Source organism: Rhizobium leguminosarum bv. trifolii WSM2297, assembly GCF_000271845.1.
The window spans coordinates 265,809-281,246 of the sequence record NZ_JH719395.1 but is presented as its reverse complement, the minus strand read 5'-3'; the positions used below and the strand labels follow the sequence as shown (position 1 = coordinate 281,246).

The window sequence follows — 15,438 nt, the reverse complement described above, 5'->3', positions numbered from 1 at the left end:
GGACATCAGCGAAAATGAACTACCGCCACATCTACCATGCGGGCAATTTTGCCGATGTGCTGAAACATGCCGTGCTGGCGCGGCTGATCCGCTACATGCAGAAGAAGGATGGGGCATTCCGCGTGCTCGACACCCATGCCGGCATCGGGCTCTACGACCTCTCTTCCGAGGAAGCGCAGAAAACCGGCGAATGGCTCGACGGTATCGGCAAGCTGATGGACGCCGATCTCGGACCTCAGGTTGCCGAGCTGCTGGAGCCCTACCTCGCAGCCATCCGCGAACTCAACCCTGAGGGTGGCGTCCGCTTCTATCCCGGATCGCCGAAACTCGCGCGCCTGCTGTTCCGGCCGCAGGACCGCTTGTCGGCAATGGAACTGCATCCTGAGGATTACCTCAGGCTGCACCGGCTGTTCGAGGGCGATCACCACGCCCGCATCACCGAGCTCGACGGCTGGCTGGCGCTGGGCGCGCACCTGCCGCCGAAGGAAAAGCGCGGCATCGTGCTCGTCGATCCGCCTTTCGAGGAAGAGGACGAATATCAGCGCCTGGCCGAAGGATTGGACAAGGCCTATCGCCGTTTTCCCGGCGGCACCTATTGCCTGTGGTATCCGCTGAAGAAGGGTGCGCCGATCAAGGAATTCCACGAGACGCTGCAGGCGCTCGACATCCCGAAGATGCTCTGCGCCGAACTCATTGTTCGCAGCGACCGCGGCATCACGGGACTGACGGGCTCCGGCCTCGTCATCGTCAATCCGCCCTTCACGCTGAAGGACGAGCTGCACCAACTGCTGCCGGCGCTGAAAGACCATCTGGCGCAGGACCGTTTCGCCTCGCACCGGGCCTTCTGGCTGCGCGGCGAGACCAAGACGGTCAAGGACGATTGACCTGGAAATCGGCTTCGGGAATAGTCCCGGCCCGTAGTTTTACAATTTCATCAGGTGTTCCCCATGAAGCTGCTTTGGTCGCCCGCCTCCCCCTATTCCAGCAAGGTGCGGATGGCCGCACATTTCCTGGGCCTGGAGTTGAATGCCATCCGGGTCGACACCAATGCCGGGCCGGCGATCCTGGTGGACAACAATCCGCTCGGCAAGATCCCGACGCTTCTGACCGATGATGGCGCCTCGGTCTTCGACAGCGTGGCGATCATGCATTATTTCGACCGGCTGGCGAAGGGCAAGCTCTATCCCTCCGAGAAGGGCAAACGCACGGATGCGGAAGTCCTCGAGTCGCTCTGCGACGGCATCTGCGACTGCCTGCTCGCCATCATCTACGAGCGGCGCTTTCGCGATGAGGAAAAGATCCACCAGCCATGGATCGACCGGCAATGGAAGAAGGCGACGAGCGGACTTGCGCATCTCAGCGCCAATCCGCCGAAATCAGGCAAGAAGCTCAACGGCGGACATTTCGCTCTGGCCGCCACGCTCGACTATCTCGACCTGCGCTTCAAGGGCCAGTGGGAAGCCGATCATGCGTCGCTGGTCGACTGGCTGGCGCAGTTCGAAAAGAAATTCCCCGCCCATCAGGAGCTCAAGCCGACAGCATAGTTCCTTAAATCGGCATCGATCGGGCAGCAAAAAAGCCGGGCGATGTGCCCGGCTTTTTCATGCTTGAACGATTGTTCTCGGCTTAGAACTTGACGCCGATACCGAGCTTGACGCTGTTCTCGTCGTAACCGCGCGAGAAGCTGCCGGAGTCGAGGTCGTAGTCCTTGCTCTGGTAGTCGGTGTAACGATATTCCAGGCGCGTCGTGATGTTGTTGGTCACGAAGGCTTCGACGCCGGCGCCGACCGTATAACCGTAGTTCGTCTTGCTCTCGTCCGAGGTGCCGTCGGAAACCTTGACGTCGCCGAGGGCGAGACCGGCCGTGCCGTAGAGCAGGAAGGGGTTCATGTCGTAGCCGACGCGGCCACGGACGGAGCCGTTCCAGCCATACTTGTTCTTGACGCCGCCCGAGGAGACGTCGTCGCCGCTGTAGCCGAGATCGGATTCAACGCCGTAAACGATCTGGCCCTGCTGCCAGTTGTAGCCGGTGAAAACCTGGCCGCCGAAACCATAGGTGTGGCGGTCGGAACCGAAGTCACCCATGTTGTAGGTGCCGGCGCCGCCGAGGTAAAAGCCTTCCCAGTTACCAGCCGGCTTGACCGGAGCTTCCTGGGCGACCGGTGCTTCCGGAACCTGGTCGACGGCATCGGCCGCCTGAGCTGCCGAGACGCCCGCAATTGCAAAAACGGAGGCCATGAGGCCAGCAATGAGTACACGCATACTTAGTCTCCTTTCAGTCCCGCGCCGCTTGATCACTGTCTATCAGTGAAGCATTGGCGGGATATTGCCAGATGTCCCTTCCGGATCGAGACTGAAATTGGAACTCAAATGCGGATTTGAAAGAGCCAAATTGTGATATCATTGTGGCTGCCGCATGGCCGAAATTCGATGTTGCTTTGACGCAACATACATTTCGTTAACCCTACTGAAGAGTTAAACTGAAAATACTTATTTTAGGAAATCGCATTCTTAAATAATACATAGAATATCCCGTCCCCGGATGCAACCGCAACAGCCTATTTATATAATCTCCGCCCGCGCCTATATAGTCGGCAGACAGACTCGCGGGATCAGAAGGCAGGATTTTGAACCACAAAAGACTTCGCTCGGCCCTTATAACCGGGGCCGCCAAAAGAATAGGCCGGGCAATCGCCGAAGACCTTGCTGCAAATGGCTTTTCCGTTGCGATCCACGCCAACGGCTCGATCGGTGAGGCCGAAGAGCTGGGGGCGGAATTGCGGCAGAAGGGATTTCGGGCGATCGCTTTGCAGGCCGACCTTACCAATATCGGCGAAACGGCTGAGTTGGTCGCGAAGGCGTCGGAAGCGCTCGGGCCGCTCGATCTGCTGGTCAATAATGCGTCGGTTTTCCAGCATGATTCCGCGCGCAGTTTTAACGCCGCCACATGGGCGCTGCACTTCGACCTGCATGTGCGTGCGCCATCGATCCTCGCGGCAGCCTTCGCGCAACAGGTGTCTGCCGAGGCAATGGGACTGATTGTCAACATCATCGACCAGCGGGTCTGGGCCCTGAGACCCAGCTTCTATTCCTATACACTCTCCAAGTCCGCGATGTGGACGGCAACGCAGACGCTTGCTCAGGCGTTGGCGCCGCGCATCCGCGTCAATGCGATCGGCCCCGGCCCGTCGATGCCGAGCGAGCGGCAGGCACAGGAGGACTTCCAAGCGCAGGTCGCAGCCCTTATCTTGCAGCGAGGGCCGGCACTGGAGGAATTCGGACAAACGATTCGCTTCCTTTATGACACGCCCTCGATCACCGGCCAGATGATTGCCCTCGATGGCGGCCAGCACCTTGCCTGGCAGACGCCCGATGTGGCGGAGATTACGGAATGAACGGACGAAAGCTGCCGGATGGCGGCGTTCTCTACGACGATACGGATGAGAGCGAAGACGATATCGAGGTGGAAGGCGACGTTTCCGCCGCCGCCCCGCTTGCGGCTGCCGTCGACTGGAACGCAGGCAGCATCAACGAGACGGGGCTGATCGGCGCGGATCTGATCGGCGAATTCGTCAAGCGGCTGCCGAACAGTCCCGGCGTCTACCGCATGTTCAATGCAGAGGGCGACGTGCTCTATGTCGGCAAGGCGCGCAGCCTGAAGAAGCGCGTCAGCAATTATGCCGTCGGCCGCGTGCATTCCAACCGCATCGCCCAGATGGTGCGGCAGACGGCGAACATGGAATTCGTGACGACCCGCACGGAAACCGAAGCGCTGCTGCTGGAAGCGAATCTGATCAAGCGCTTGCGGCCGCGCTTTAACGTGCTGCTGCGTGACGACAAGTCCTTTCCCTATATCCTCATCACCGGCGACCACCGGGCGCCGGCGATTTTCAAGCATCGTGGTGCGAGGGCGCGAAAGGGCGATTATTTCGGGCCTTTCGCTTCAGCGGGCGCCGTCGGGCGCACAATCAATTCGCTGCAGCGCGCCTTCCTGATCCGCACCTGCACCGATAGCGTCTTCGAAACGCGCACACGCCCCTGCCTGCTCTACCAGATCAAGCGTTGTTCCGGGCCGTGCACCCACGAGGTCAGCGACGAGGGTTACGGCGAACTGGTGCAGGAGGCGAAGGACTTCCTCTCCGGCAAGAGCCAGAAGGTGAAGTCGCATATGGCCGAGGTGATGAATCAGGCGGCCGAGGACCTCGATTTCGAGCGGGCGGCGATCTACCGCGATCGCCTGGCGGCACTGTCGCATGTGCAAAGCCATCAGGGCATCAATCCGGCCGGCGTCGAGGAGGCCGACGTTTTCGCCATCCACCACGAGGGCGGCATTTCCTGCATCCAGGTGTTCTTCTTCCGCACCGGCCAGAACTGGGGCAACCGCGCCTATTTCCCCAAGGCCGATCCGCAGCTTTCCGGCGCCGAAGTGCTGAACGCCTTCCTCGCACAGTTCTACGACGACAAGCCGGTGCCGAAGCAGATCATGCTGTCGGAAACGATCGAGGAGATGGAACTGCTCGCGGCCGCACTCAGCCAAAAGGCCGCTCACAAGGTTTCGATCCTGGTGCCGCAGCGCGGCGAGAAGCGCGATCTGGTCGACCACGTCGTCGGCAATGCGCGCGAGGCGCATGGGCGAAAGCTGGCCGAGACGGCGTCGCAATCGCGGCTGCTCGAAGGTTTCAAGGACACGTTCGGGCTTGCCTATGCGCCGCAGCGCATCGAAATCTTCGACAACTCGCACATCATGGGCACCAATGCCGTCGGCGGCATGGTGGTCGCGGGGCCGGAAGGTTTCGTCAAGAACCAGTACCGCAAGTTCAACATCAAATCGACCGACATCACCCCCGGTGACGACTTCGGCATGATGAAGGAGGTGATGACACGGCGGTTCTCGCGGCTGATCAAGGAGGAAGGTATTCCCGACCGGACCGCAGAGAAGGTCACCACCGACGCCGCAGACATGCCCTTCCCGGCCTGGCCGGATGTGATCCTCATCGACGGCGGCCAGGGGCAGATGACAGCGGTACGCGCCATCCTCACCGAGCTGGGGATCACCGACAGCGTGACGGCGATCGGCATCGCCAAGGGTGTCGACCGCGATGCCGGGCGAGAACGCTTCTTCCCGCCGGGACGCGAGAGTTTTACGCTGCCGCCGCGCGATCCGGTGCTCTATTTCATCCAGCGCATGCGCGACGAGGCGCATCGTTTCGCGATCGGCTCGCACCGGGCACGGCGCAAGAAGGAAATGATCAAGAACCCGCTCGACGAGATCGGCGGCATCGGCCCGTCCCGCAAACGGGCGCTGCTGCAGCATTTCGGCACGGCGAAGGCGGTTTCGCGCGCCGCCCTTTCCGACCTGATGACCGTCGAAGGCATCTCCGAAGCTGTTGCCAGGCAGGTCTATAACCATTTCCACGACGACGCCGCGAAATAACCGGCGTCGGTCGCAAATTCCACGCAAAGGCAGTGAAAAGACAGAAAGAATGTTGACGGTCCGCGATCAAAGCCGTCATCTACGGCATCGGCCCGAAAATCGGAATCGATTGGAAAGCACGATGCGCAGGTTCAAAGTGTTACATCGTCTTTTGCGCGTCTGAAAAGCCGCGCGGCGCTGTAGCGGCGCATCAATTCAGAGAAACGATCCCATGGCATCGCGTGCGTACAGCATCCCCAATCTCTTGACCTACGGCCGTATCCTCGCCGTGCCGCTGATCGTTCTCTGCTTCTTCATCGAGGGCAGGCTGTCGATCAGCAATACGGCGCGCTGGGTGGCGCTGTGGATCTTCGTCATCGCCTCGCTCACCGATTTCCTCGACGGCTATCTCGCGCGCATCTGGAACCAGACGTCGAATATCGGCCGCATGCTCGATCCGATCGCCGACAAGCTGCTGGTCGCCTCGATCCTGCTCCTGGTCGCAGCCGACCAGACCATCGCCGGCTGGTCGATCTGGGCGGCGATCACCATTCTCTGCCGTGAGATCCTGGTGTCCGGCTTGCGTGAATATCTGGCGGCGCTGAAGGTCAGCGTGCCGGTGACGCGGATCGCCAAGTGGAAGACGACGCTGCAGCTCGTCGCCATCGCCTTCCTGCTTGCCGGCCCGGCCGGCGACGAGATTTTCCCCTATACGACGCAGACCGGCATCGCGCTTTTGTGGATCGCCGCACTGCTGACCATCTATACCGGCTATGATTATTTCCGTGCCGGCTTGAAACATATCGTGGATGACGAGGAATGACCCGGCTTGTCTATTTCGCATGGGTGCGCGAGCGCATCGGCAAGGGCGAAGAGGAAATCGACCTCCCCTCCTCCGTCGTCACCGTTGCCGATCTTCTGAATCATTTGAAGACGCTGGGCGAAGAATATGAGACCGCGCTTCAATATCCCGATGTGATCCGCGTGGCGCTCGACATGGAGCATGTCGAGCATGATGAGCCGATCGGCGCCGCCCGTGAGATCGGCATTTTTCCGCCGATGACGGGGGGATGAGGCCCCTCTGCTTGGGCTGTTGAAAGCTGACAATGGGTAAGACGGCGTCTCCCTCTCTCTACCTCATTCCTGTGCTTGTCACAGGAATCCAGCCACCGCGCGTCGGCGCGGTGAATGACTCCCTCCGAGCGGTAGGATTGTCTCCCGCGCCCAAGGACTTGGGCGCACTGGATTCCTGTGACAAGCACAGGAATGAGGGAGCGTGGGGGTTTGGCCGCGCCTCACAGCAGCGGAGGCATTTGTCGTGACCATCACCCCCACCATCCGCGTCCAGCACGAGGACTTCGACCTGCAGGCCGAAGTCGATCGCCTCTCCAAAGGCAAACCCGGCGTCGGCGCCGTCGTCACCTTCTCCGGCCTCTGTCGCGATGAAGGCGGCACGCTGGCGGCGCTGGAACTCGAGCATTATCCGGGCATGGCCGAGGCCGAAATGGTCCGCATCGGCGAACTTGCCATTGCCCGTTTCGGGCTTCTCGGCCTCACCGCCATCCACCGCTACGGCAAGATCGCCGTGGGCGAGAATATCGTGCTCGTCGTCGCAGCCGCGCCGCATCGGCAGGCGGCGTTCGACGGCGCCAATTTCGTCATGGATTTCCTGAAGACCGCAGCCCCCTTCTGGAAGAAGGAGCACGGCAAAAACGGCGCCACCGGCGACTGGGTCGCGGCGAAAAACGCCGACGACTCGGCGCGCGACAAGTGGAAGTAGTTAGAGGACGACGCGCTCCCGGCGGCTCATGACCAAAATCAGGACGAGCAGCGAGAAGATGACGAGATCCCGCCAGACGAAGGGGCCGTAGGCGCCCCATAGGGTTTCGACGACGGCGAGGCCGGCAGCACCGCCTGCCGAGCGCAGCGGATCGGAGTAGCCGCCGACAGCGGCAATCAGCAGCACCTTCAGCCCGAACATCAGGCCGGCGCCGAAATCCATCGAGCCGTAATAGAAGGTGGCGAGAATGCCGCAAATCGTGGCGACCAGGGCGGCAGCCGCATAAGCGACGAGAAAGACGCGGCTGGCGCTGGTGCCGCAGAGCTCGGCAGCCAGAGGATCGTCGGTGACCGCGCGCCAGATGCGGCCCCAGGCCGTGCGCCTGAGGATCAGCGTGCCGATCGCAACGATCGCTGCCATCAACGCCGTGTCGATCAGCTGGATATAGGTCAGCGTCACCTTGAATGCGCCGTCGCTCCAGAAGACCACCGTGCCGTTCAGGAACGGCGGCAGCCAGATCGCCCTTGTATCGGCGGCAAGCCGGGCAGTCTCCATCAGCACGATCATGATGCCGAGGGCTGCGACGATCACCGTGTTCGGCGATTTGCTGACCAGCGGCAGCATGATCGCGCGGCCGATCCACAGGCCCGCCGCCAGCGAATAGACGATCGACGCGCAGGCGCCGACGGCAAGGGCCGCCGGCAACACCAGCCAGAGGCGGTTGAAGGCGAATTCGGTAAACAGCAGCAGGATCTGGCCGGCGAAAGCGAAGATCGCCCCATAGGTGATGTCGGCCCGTTTCGTCACGCCGAAGGCCACCGCATAACCGAAGGCGAGCGCGGCATAGAGCGCGGCCAGTGGAACCGCGTTTGCCAGCTGCTGTAGAAGATAGGCCATTCCATGCACTCCGCGACATCAAAATTATAACTGGTAAAACCTATTTCGCCAGTTATAATTTCATCATGAGCTTTTCCTGGACCCCTCACCGCTTTGCCGGCGGCGCACTGGCGCTCGATGTCGCCAACAGCGTTGTTCTACGCCACGATTCAGCGCGGCGGATCGACCGCTTCGCAATCAGCGACCAGCTGCGGGATTTTTCGCACGCCGCCGCTGAATTTTGCGCCGAACGCGCCCTCTTCGGCAATATCGTGCCGGTCTCGGCCGAAAATGAGAGGCATTTCATCGCGCTGCGCGAAGCAATCGACCTCTATTTCCGCAAGCGTATACTCGATGGCGACGACGACCAATTGCTGGCCGTGCTGCTGGAGGCGGTGGCCAGAACGTTGCGCCAAGCAAGTCCCGGCAGCGTGGCAGCAGCCACCGCCCATTCGGTGCTGCGGCTGATCGCCATGCCCGACCCGGAGCGCATGAAGATCTGCGGCAATTGCGGCTGGCTGTTCATCGACCGCAGCAAGAACAGGAGCCGCGCCTGGTGCGACATGGCGGTCTGCGGCAACCGCGCCAAGGCGAACCGGCACTACCGCCGCAAGAAGGAGGAGACGCCATGAGGAAACATCTGATCGTAACGGCGATAGAGCATCTCCGTTTTTCTTCGAATTACGGAAATGCTCTATCGTCTTGTTTTCGCGCAATTCCGAACGCAAAAACGCTGCACACTTTTGCTGGAATTGCTTTAGCAACCGCCCTCGTACTGTCCGCCTGCCAGCGCCAGGCGGAAAACCTGGTCGAAGTCACCGGCCATCTCTTCGTCTTCAACTATCGGGTGGCGAGCGCCACCTATCTGCTGACGTTGAAGAAGACCGGTCCCATCCCCGATGGCTCCGTCATCATCGCCGAATTCGAAAACCCGGAGGGCGGTGATCCGCTGGTGCTGAACCAGAAAATCTACCCGATCGATGACAAGATCGCGCTGCAGAGTGAAAAGCTGCACTGCGTGCGCAAGGACCGTCCCTATTCGGTGAGTGTCCGGCTGGTCGACAAGGACGGCAAGGTGCTGCAGGAGTTGAAGACGCAGTTCCGGTCCGACCTCGACCAGACCGTGCTGCCGAGCAAGCCGCTCGTCGTCGGTGCGCTTTATGACAAGAACCCGGAGGTCTTCAAGCCTGACGGCAGTGTCGATTTTTCGAATACCGATAAATGCCCGACATAGACCATGCCCGGCATGGAAAAGCCGGAGCGAGGCCCCGGCTTTCGAGAGTCAATTCAAGGCATTGCAAGATAATGCCGAAGCGTGGCCTCAGCCGACGACTTCGGTGTCGGAGAACCAGTACTTGATTTCCTGAGCAGCCGTCTCAGGCGCATCCGAACCGTGAACGGAATTTTCGCCGATCGACAGAGCGTGAACCTTGCGGATCGTGCCTTCGTCAGCGTTTGCCGGGTTGGTTGCGCCCATGATCTCGCGGTTCTTGAGGATGGCGCCTTCGCCTTCCAGCACCTGGACGACGGTCGGGCCGGAGGTCATGCCTTCGACGAGTTCGCCGAAGAAGGGACGATCCTTGTGCACGGCGTAGAAGCCTTCGGCTTCGCGGCGGCTCATCCAGACGCGCTTGGAGGCGACGACGCGCAGGCCGGCATCCTCGAGCATCTTGGTGATGGCGCCCGTCAGGTTGCGCTTGGTTGCATCCGGCTTGATCATCGAGAAGGTACGTTCAATCGCCATAGTCAAATCCTCTGTTTTCTCGGGAAAAGTGGGCGGTCTTTACCCGCCCCAACGCCCGAAAACAAGAGGTCGACGGCAATTTCACGCCGCTGTCACAGTGCGGCCCCGGCTTTGGTGAAGATCGAGGCAGCGTTCGAACCAGGCCACGACCGGATCGTCGGCGGCCAGCATGGCGAGGCCGGCGGAGACACGCAGCCATTGCAGGGCGCCGAAGACGATATAGTCGGCAAAGAGCGGCGTCTGTCCGCCGATGAAGGGCTGGAACTTCAGCATGTGGCGGAGCGGCTCCAGCTTGGCGGCAAACGCGGCCTTCTCCGCTTCGCTGTCGGCGGCAACCACCTCCAGCGGCTTGCCGAGCCTGACCTCGCGGCTCTCGCGGAAATAGGCCTTGTCCCCCTCGTCGAGGTTCGCATGGATGTCGAGAAGGGCGATGCGCATGATCGCCGGATGGATGATCATCTGCGAATAACCTTCCACCAGGCGCGACAGCGCCTTGCCGCCCTCGCCGTTAAACAGCGACGGCCGCTCGGGATAGGCCTCTTCCAGATAGAGGGCGATGTCGAAACTATCGGGGATCAGCCGGCCATTGTCGTCGAGAACGGGCACGGTCGACGAGACGCCGCCGCCGATCGCGCGGATGCGGGCATAAGTCGTCGGAATCTCCTCGAAATCGAGGCCCTTATGCGCCAGCGCCATCACCGCTTTCCAGCAATGAGGCGAGAAGAAGCGCCGTTCGTCGGCACCGCAGAGGGAATAGAGCGCTCTGGTCATAACAGTCCTTTCGAGATCGCAGCGTCAGCCATTCGACGACAGAAAGCGCCCGCGATCAAATCAGGAAATTTCATGGGCGCATCACTGCGATTTGCGGGGAAGACGGGTTAGACTGCCGCGACGATCAGGGGGACCGGATGCTCAGACAGTACAGGATGTTCGCCGCCTATAACCGCTGGGCCAATGCCCAGGTCTATGCGGCGGCGGCCGAACTCAGCGATGCGGAATTCCGCAGCGACCGCGGCGCCTTCTTCGGCTCGCTGCATCGCACGCTCAATCACCTGCTCGTCGCCGACCGGATCTGGATGAAGCGCTTCACCGGCACCGGCGACGCGCCGAAAACACTGGATGCTGTGCTCTACGAAGAACTGGATGCGCTTGCAGCGGCACGCAGAGCCGAGGACGAGCGGATCGTTGCCTGGACGGGCACGCTCGATGCGATAACCCTCGCCGCCAACTTCACCTATTCGCCGGTGACGCAGCCGATCGAAATCACCCAGCCGCTGTCCCTAGCGCTGGCCCATCTTTTCAACCACCAGACCCATCATCGCGGCCAGTGCCACATGACGCTGACGGCGCTCGGCAAGCCGAGCCTCGGGCTGGACCTGCTCTATTTCCTGCGCGGTGAGGGCCGCGAGTGGATGTGAAACAGCCTTGGCGATCAAGACTGAATTAACCGCCTTTGCCGGTTCCACTGCCAAGCCGCCGCTTCCCGACCAAAAATTCAGGGTCTCTTAAAAGCTTGCGCGCATAGCGGAAGATGGAGAAAAATGCCGGATCGCGAGGGATCGTCATGCAGAATGCAAGCGCAAATGCACTGGTGCCACGCGAGGCGGCACGTCCGGCTGATGTGGCCGATATTCAGAAGATCGCCCAGCACCTGGCGCGCCTGAACGTCGCCGCGATGCCGCGCAACTACGAACTGTTTCATGAGGCGATCGTCGGGCTCAATGCCGGCCTTGCGCAGGATATCGCCGCACTCGGGACCCAGCCGCAACAGGCGATGCTCGACGAGCTCGGATTAAAATACCGCCTCGTCGGCCATTGCGGGCTGGCGGGCGAGACCGCGCGCAACGAGGCGAGCCGGATGCTGCGTGAGGTGGCGGAAAAGCTTGCCGAGGGGCTGCGGCACAGAGCCGCCTTTGCGCACGCGTGCAGCACGATCCTGAAATCGGTCTCCAGCCACGACGACCAGAGCCTTGCCGCCTTCATCGGCGAGGTCGATTACCTCTCCGCCTCGCTTGCGGCAGTGCTATCGGCGGAGACGGAAATCGGCGCTCGGCTGGAGGATGACATCCGGCGGATGGAAAGGCTGGAACGCGGTATTTCGGCGATGCAATCGGCCAGTGTGGCCGACAGGATCACCGGACTTCCCAACCGCATCGCGCTCAACCGGGTGATATCAGAGCTCTACGAGCGCGAAGAGGGTGCAGCCGGCAGCGCGCTGATCATGGTCGATATCGACAATTTCACCGATCTCAACGACACATACGGCAGCCAGGCCGGCAACAAGCTGCTGAAGAAGCTCGCCGGCCTTTTCCGCAAGTCGGTCAAGAAAAACGACTTCGTCGCCCGCACCGAGGCGGACGAATTCGCCATCCTGTTTGCCAATGTCGGCATGCAGGACGCCATGACCATCGCCGAGCGGCTGCGCGCCTCGGTCGAGGACAATCTTGTCTTTGCGACCTCGGACAAGGCCGATCGCGGCAGGCTGACCATCTCGATCGGCGTGGCGCTCAGCACCGATGCGGCAACTCCGGGGCAGCTGCAGGCCAATGCCCGGGTGGCGCTGCTCGCCGCACAATCGAACCGCCGACGGCCGGTGCAAGCTTTCGGCCACTAAAGGCGCGGACAGGCAAGCTTGCCGCGGGATAAGCTCGCTTGTCGGCGACAAGCGCGCTTCTCTCGGGGCGAGCTCTTGCCTTAACGAGTTCTTTCGGCCAAAACGCCGGCCATGATCACGATTACCGATATTTCCGCCCGTATCGCCGGGCGCCTGCTTCTCGACAATGCCAGCGTCTCGCTGCCTTCGGGCACGAAGGCGGGGCTGGTCGGGCGCAACGGCGCCGGCAAGTCGACGCTGTTTCGCGTCATTACCGGCGATCTCGGCTCCGAGACCGGATCGGTATCGATCCCGAAGGCCGCGCGCATCGGCCAGGTGGCGCAGGAAGCACCGGCAACCGAGGACGCGCTGATCGAGATTGTGCTCTCAGCCGACAAGGAACGCACGGCGCTCGTTGCCGAAGCAGAAACGGCGACCGATCCGCATCGCATCGCCGAAATCCAGATGCGCCTCGTCGATATCGACGCGCATTCGGCCGAAGCGCGCGCTGCGAGCATTCTCGCCGGCCTCGGCTTCGACCAGGCGGCGCAGGCCCGCCCCGCCTCCTCCTTCTCCGGCGGCTGGCGCATGCGCGTTGCCCTTGCCGCCGTGCTGTTTGCCGAGCCGGACCTGCTTCTGCTCGACGAGCCGACCAACTATCTCGACCTCGAAGGCACATTGTGGTTGGAAGACTATATCCGCCGCTATCCGCACACCGTCATCATCATCAGCCACGACCGTGACCTCCTGAACAATGCGGTCAATTCGATCGTCCATCTCGACCAGAAGAAGCTGACCTTCTACCGCGGCGGCTACGACCAGTTCGAGCGGCAGAAGGCGGAGGCCGACGAGCTGCAGACCAAGGCCAAGGCCAAGAACGAGGCGGCACGCAAACATCTGCAGAGCTTCATCGATCGCTTCAAGGCCAAGGCCTCCAAGGCGCGCCAGGCGCAGTCGCGCGTCAAGGCGCTGGAGCGCATGGGAACGGTCGCCGCGGTGATCGAAGACCACGTCACGCCGATCACCTTTCCCGAGCCGGAAAAGCAGCCGGCATCGCCGATCGTCGCCATCCAGAGCGGTGCTGTCGGCTACGAACCCGGCAATCCGATCCTGAAGAACCTCAATCTGCGCATCGACAATGACGACCGCATCGCCCTGCTCGGCTCGAACGGCAACGGCAAGTCGACCTTCGCCAAATTCATCTCCGGCCGGCTGGCGCCGGAAAGCGGCGAAGTGAAAATCGCGCCGAGCCTGAAGATCGGCTTCTTCGCGCAGCATCAGCTCGACGACCTCATTCCCGAGCAGTCGCCCGTGGAGCATGTGCGCCGCCTTATGCCCGGCGCGCCGGAGGCCAAGGTGCGCGCCCGCGTAGCCCAGATGGGGCTTGCGACCGAGAAGATGGCAACGGCCGCCAAGGATCTTTCCGGTGGCGAAAAGGCCCGGTTGCTGATGGGGCTTGCCGCCTTCAACGCGCCCAACCTGCTGATCCTCGACGAACCCACGAACCACCTCGACATCGACAGCCGCCGGGCGCTGATCGAGGCGCTGAACGATTATGAAGGCGCGGTCATTCTGATCTCGCACGACCGCCATCTGATCGAGGCGACGGTCGACCGGCTGTGGCTGGTCAATGGCGGCACGGTGACGACCTTCGAAGGCGACATGGACGAATATCGCGACCTGATCGTCACTTCAGGTAAAAAAAAAGAAGAAAAGCCGCAGCTAATTGAAGACGCGACCTCGAAGGCGGAGCAGCGCAAGCTCAATGCCGAAAAGCGCGCCTCGCTGACGCCGCTTCGGAAAAAGATCAACGAAATCGAATCCTTGACGGCGAAGCTGGAGAAACAGATTCAGGCGCTTGATGCGGAACTTGGCGATCCGGCCCTCTATGAAAAGACGCCCGCCAAGGCCGCCGAGAAGGCAAAGCAGCGCGGCGAAGCTGCCGCAAAATTGGCTGCCGCCGAGGAAGACTGGCTGACGCTTTCGGCCGAATACGAAGAGGCCATGGCGGGATAGCCACAGCCCCTGACTAAACGCGGCGAAGTGCCGCGTATCGGCACAATTCCTGCCGATCTCAACCGATCGTTAACCATAATTCGAAAGGTTGTCTCAACATTCGTTACCGATTTGTTGAGCCCTTTCCATGCATCGCTTTTTCAATCTGTCCTGCATCGCCCTCGTGGCTGCCCTGTCCGCCTGCAGCACCACCAAACAGGCCCCGGATACCTCGATCAAGACCTCCTCGGTGATTGCGCCCGAGGAACGGAAACTTACCTATGCCGGTGACGATCCGGCACCGCGCATGACCGGCTGGCACCGCCTGGCCGGGCGGACGCTTGAGGTTTCCTCGCTCGCCGACCTCAAACTGCAGGACAAGGAAGTGATCCTGAGCTTCGATGACGGTCCGATCCCCGGCCGGACCGACAAGGTGCTGGCGATCCTCGACCGGTTCGGCGTCAAGGGCGCCTTCATGATGGTCGGCGAAATGGCAGAAATGCATCCGGCGCTGGCCCGCAAGGTCGCTGAGGACGGCAACACGATCGGCAGCCACACTTATGACCACGCCAACCTGACTTCGCTTGATTTCGACGCGGCGATCGCCGAAGTGGTCAAGGGCGAATTGGCGGTGACCAAGGCGACGGGAACCGACGTCTCCTTCTTGCGCTTCCCCTATCTTGCCGAGAGCCACAGGCTGCGCGCCGAGATCGCCATGCGCGACTTGGTGGTTATGGATGTCGATATCGACAGCAAGGATTATTTCGCCATCACGCCGGCTTCGGTGACGCAGCGGACGATGGACCTGCTGCACAAGCGCGGCCGCGGCATCATCCTGATGCATGACATCCACAAACGCACGGCAACGATGCTGCCGACCCTGCTTTCGGATCTCGAAGCCGAAGGCTACAAGGTCGTGACGCTGAAATTCAAAAAGACGCAGGCGCCGAACAACGTCCTCGCCTCGGCCGATCTCGTGACGATCCGCTAAGGCGGGTTGTCAAGTCTGGACCGGGTGCCTAGATCTCTTCGACGTC

At 61.5% G+C, this 15,438-nt stretch carries 17 protein-coding genes; 13 read left to right on the top strand and 4 right to left on the bottom strand.

Features of this window, described 5'->3' with window-relative positions:
• Window positions 1–14 precede the first annotated feature (14 nt).
• Both RLEG4DRAFT_RS16620 and RLEG4DRAFT_RS16615 read left to right on the top strand, forming a co-directional pair.
• Window positions 15–884 carry a 23S rRNA (adenine(2030)-N(6))-methyltransferase RlmJ gene (locus tag RLEG4DRAFT_RS16620; protein WP_003578389.1) on the top strand — a complete coding sequence of 290 codons (870 nt, stop codon included), beginning with the start codon at window positions 15–17 and terminating at the stop codon, window positions 882–884.
• A gap of 63 nt (window positions 885–947) precedes the next feature.
• A complete protein-coding gene (locus tag RLEG4DRAFT_RS16615) occupies window positions 948–1,544 on the top strand; it encodes a glutathione S-transferase (RefSeq protein ID WP_003578387.1) in 597 nt (198 codons plus the stop codon).
• Window positions 1,545–1,626: 82 nt separating this feature from the next.
• On the opposite strand, the gene RLEG4DRAFT_RS16610 is transcribed toward RLEG4DRAFT_RS16615, so the two are convergent.
• The gene (locus RLEG4DRAFT_RS16610; protein ID WP_003578385.1) at window positions 1,627–2,262 is read right to left on the bottom strand and encodes an outer membrane protein; all 636 of its coding nucleotides are present in this window, start codon (window positions 2,260–2,262) and stop codon (window positions 1,627–1,629) included.
• Between the two features lie 365 nt (window positions 2,263–2,627).
• Between RLEG4DRAFT_RS16610 and RLEG4DRAFT_RS16605 the strand changes: the two genes are divergently transcribed.
• From RLEG4DRAFT_RS16605 to RLEG4DRAFT_RS16585, 5 genes are all read left to right on the top strand, one after another.
• Window positions 2,628–3,395 carry an SDR family oxidoreductase gene (locus RLEG4DRAFT_RS16605; RefSeq protein ID WP_003578383.1) on the top strand — a complete coding sequence of 256 codons (768 nt, stop codon included), beginning with the start codon at window positions 2,628–2,630 and terminating at the stop codon, window positions 3,393–3,395.
• Entirely contained in the window at window positions 3,392–5,434 is a 2,043-nt protein-coding gene (gene uvrC, locus RLEG4DRAFT_RS16600; protein WP_003578381.1) for an excinuclease ABC subunit UvrC, read from the top strand. Before RLEG4DRAFT_RS16605 ends, uvrC begins: the two co-directional genes overlap by 4 nt.
• Before the next feature lie 211 nt (window positions 5,435–5,645).
• Window positions 5,646–6,236: a CDP-diacylglycerol--glycerol-3-phosphate 3-phosphatidyltransferase gene (gene pgsA, locus RLEG4DRAFT_RS16595; RefSeq protein ID WP_003574129.1), complete on the top strand. Its 591-nt coding sequence runs from the start codon at window positions 5,646–5,648 to the stop codon at window positions 6,234–6,236.
• Window positions 6,233–6,487, top strand: a complete 255-nt coding sequence (gene moaD, locus RLEG4DRAFT_RS16590) for a molybdopterin converting factor subunit 1 (RefSeq protein WP_003578378.1) — start codon at window positions 6,233–6,235, stop codon at window positions 6,485–6,487. Before pgsA ends, moaD begins: the two co-directional genes overlap by 4 nt.
• Before the next feature lie 244 nt (window positions 6,488–6,731).
• Window positions 6,732–7,193 (top strand): molybdenum cofactor biosynthesis protein MoaE, encoded by a 462-nt coding sequence (locus tag RLEG4DRAFT_RS16585; protein ID WP_003578377.1) that lies wholly within the window; start codon window positions 6,732–6,734, stop codon window positions 7,191–7,193.
• On the opposite strand, the gene RLEG4DRAFT_RS16580 is transcribed toward RLEG4DRAFT_RS16585, so the two are convergent.
• Entirely contained in the window at window positions 7,194–8,090 is an 897-nt protein-coding gene (locus tag RLEG4DRAFT_RS16580) for a branched-chain amino acid ABC transporter permease (protein ID WP_003578376.1), read from the bottom strand.
• A gap of 65 nt (window positions 8,091–8,155) precedes the next feature.
• Here RLEG4DRAFT_RS16580 and RLEG4DRAFT_RS16575 point away from each other — a divergent pair, with 65 nt between their 5' ends.
• On the top strand, window positions 8,156–8,701 hold the full coding sequence (locus tag RLEG4DRAFT_RS16575; protein WP_003578375.1) for a CGNR zinc finger domain-containing protein: 546 nt from the start codon (window positions 8,156–8,158) through the stop codon (window positions 8,699–8,701).
• Window positions 8,698–9,303 (top strand): hypothetical protein, encoded by a 606-nt coding sequence (locus RLEG4DRAFT_RS16570; protein ID WP_003578374.1) that lies wholly within the window; start codon window positions 8,698–8,700, stop codon window positions 9,301–9,303. Before RLEG4DRAFT_RS16575 ends, RLEG4DRAFT_RS16570 begins: the two co-directional genes overlap by 4 nt.
• An 87-nt stretch (window positions 9,304–9,390) precedes the next feature.
• Here RLEG4DRAFT_RS16570 and ndk read toward each other — a convergent pair whose 3' ends face one another.
• Both ndk and RLEG4DRAFT_RS16560 read right to left on the bottom strand, forming a co-directional pair.
• Window positions 9,391–9,813, bottom strand: a complete 423-nt coding sequence (gene ndk / locus RLEG4DRAFT_RS16565) for a nucleoside-diphosphate kinase (RefSeq protein WP_003574140.1) — start codon at window positions 9,811–9,813, stop codon at window positions 9,391–9,393.
• Window positions 9,814–9,894: 81 nt separating this feature from the next.
• Complete coding sequence (locus RLEG4DRAFT_RS16560; RefSeq protein ID WP_003578373.1) at window positions 9,895–10,584, bottom strand: glutathione S-transferase family protein; 690 nt, start codon at window positions 10,582–10,584, stop codon at window positions 9,895–9,897.
• 137 nt (window positions 10,585–10,721) lie between these two features.
• Here RLEG4DRAFT_RS16560 and RLEG4DRAFT_RS16555 point away from each other — a divergent pair, with 137 nt between their 5' ends.
• The 4 genes from RLEG4DRAFT_RS16555 to RLEG4DRAFT_RS16540 all read left to right on the top strand — a co-directional run bounded on the left by RLEG4DRAFT_RS16555 (window position 10,722) and on the right by RLEG4DRAFT_RS16540 (window position 15,392).
• Window positions 10,722–11,231: a DinB family protein gene (locus tag RLEG4DRAFT_RS16555; RefSeq protein ID WP_003578372.1), complete on the top strand. Its 510-nt coding sequence runs from the start codon at window positions 10,722–10,724 to the stop codon at window positions 11,229–11,231.
• 146 nt (window positions 11,232–11,377) lie between these two features.
• Complete coding sequence (locus tag RLEG4DRAFT_RS16550) at window positions 11,378–12,427, top strand: GGDEF domain-containing protein (RefSeq protein ID WP_003578371.1); 1,050 nt, start codon at window positions 11,378–11,380, stop codon at window positions 12,425–12,427.
• A 111-nt stretch (window positions 12,428–12,538) separates the two neighbouring features.
• Window positions 12,539–14,422 carry an ABC-F family ATP-binding cassette domain-containing protein gene (locus RLEG4DRAFT_RS16545; protein ID WP_003578370.1) on the top strand — a complete coding sequence of 628 codons (1,884 nt, stop codon included), beginning with the start codon at window positions 12,539–12,541 and terminating at the stop codon, window positions 14,420–14,422.
• A 127-nt stretch (window positions 14,423–14,549) separates the two neighbouring features.
• Entirely contained in the window at window positions 14,550–15,392 is an 843-nt protein-coding gene (locus RLEG4DRAFT_RS16540; protein ID WP_003578368.1) for a polysaccharide deacetylase family protein, read from the top strand.
• The last annotated feature ends 46 nt before the right edge of the window (window positions 15,393–15,438 follow it).

What these genes read in the sequence shown, in the direction of transcription:
- RLEG4DRAFT_RS16620 (WP_003578389.1), top strand. Translation starts at nt 15, where the DNA reads ATGAACTACCGCCACATCTACCATGCGGGCAATTTTGCCGATGTGCTG.
- RLEG4DRAFT_RS16575 (WP_003578375.1), top strand. Translation starts at nt 8,156, where the DNA reads ATGAGCTTTTCCTGGACCCCTCACCGCTTTGCCGGCGGCGCACTGGCG.
- RLEG4DRAFT_RS16615 (WP_003578387.1), top strand. Translation starts at nt 948, where the DNA reads ATGAAGCTGCTTTGGTCGCCCGCCTCCCCCTATTCCAGCAAGGTGCGG.
- RLEG4DRAFT_RS16555 (WP_003578372.1), top strand. Translation starts at nt 10,722, where the DNA reads ATGCTCAGACAGTACAGGATGTTCGCCGCCTATAACCGCTGGGCCAAT.
- RLEG4DRAFT_RS16550 (WP_003578371.1), top strand. Translation starts at nt 11,378, where the DNA reads ATGCAGAATGCAAGCGCAAATGCACTGGTGCCACGCGAGGCGGCACGT.
- RLEG4DRAFT_RS16610 (WP_003578385.1), bottom strand. Translation starts at nt 2,262, where the DNA reads ATGCGTGTACTCATTGCTGGCCTCATGGCCTCCGTTTTTGCAATTGCG.
- RLEG4DRAFT_RS16580 (WP_003578376.1), bottom strand. Translation starts at nt 8,090, where the DNA reads ATGGCCTATCTTCTACAGCAGCTGGCAAACGCGGTTCCACTGGCCGCG.
- RLEG4DRAFT_RS16545 (WP_003578370.1), top strand. Translation starts at nt 12,539, where the DNA reads ATGATCACGATTACCGATATTTCCGCCCGTATCGCCGGGCGCCTGCTT.
- RLEG4DRAFT_RS16540 (WP_003578368.1), top strand. Translation starts at nt 14,550, where the DNA reads ATGCATCGCTTTTTCAATCTGTCCTGCATCGCCCTCGTGGCTGCCCTG.
- moaD (WP_003578378.1), top strand. Translation starts at nt 6,233, where the DNA reads ATGACCCGGCTTGTCTATTTCGCATGGGTGCGCGAGCGCATCGGCAAG.
- uvrC (WP_003578381.1), top strand. Translation starts at nt 3,392, where the DNA reads ATGAACGGACGAAAGCTGCCGGATGGCGGCGTTCTCTACGACGATACG.
- RLEG4DRAFT_RS16570 (WP_003578374.1), top strand. Translation starts at nt 8,698, where the DNA reads ATGAGGAAACATCTGATCGTAACGGCGATAGAGCATCTCCGTTTTTCT.
- ndk (WP_003574140.1), bottom strand. Translation starts at nt 9,813, where the DNA reads ATGGCGATTGAACGTACCTTCTCGATGATCAAGCCGGATGCAACCAAG.
- pgsA (WP_003574129.1), top strand. Translation starts at nt 5,646, where the DNA reads ATGGCATCGCGTGCGTACAGCATCCCCAATCTCTTGACCTACGGCCGT.
- RLEG4DRAFT_RS16560 (WP_003578373.1), bottom strand. Translation starts at nt 10,584, where the DNA reads ATGACCAGAGCGCTCTATTCCCTCTGCGGTGCCGACGAACGGCGCTTC.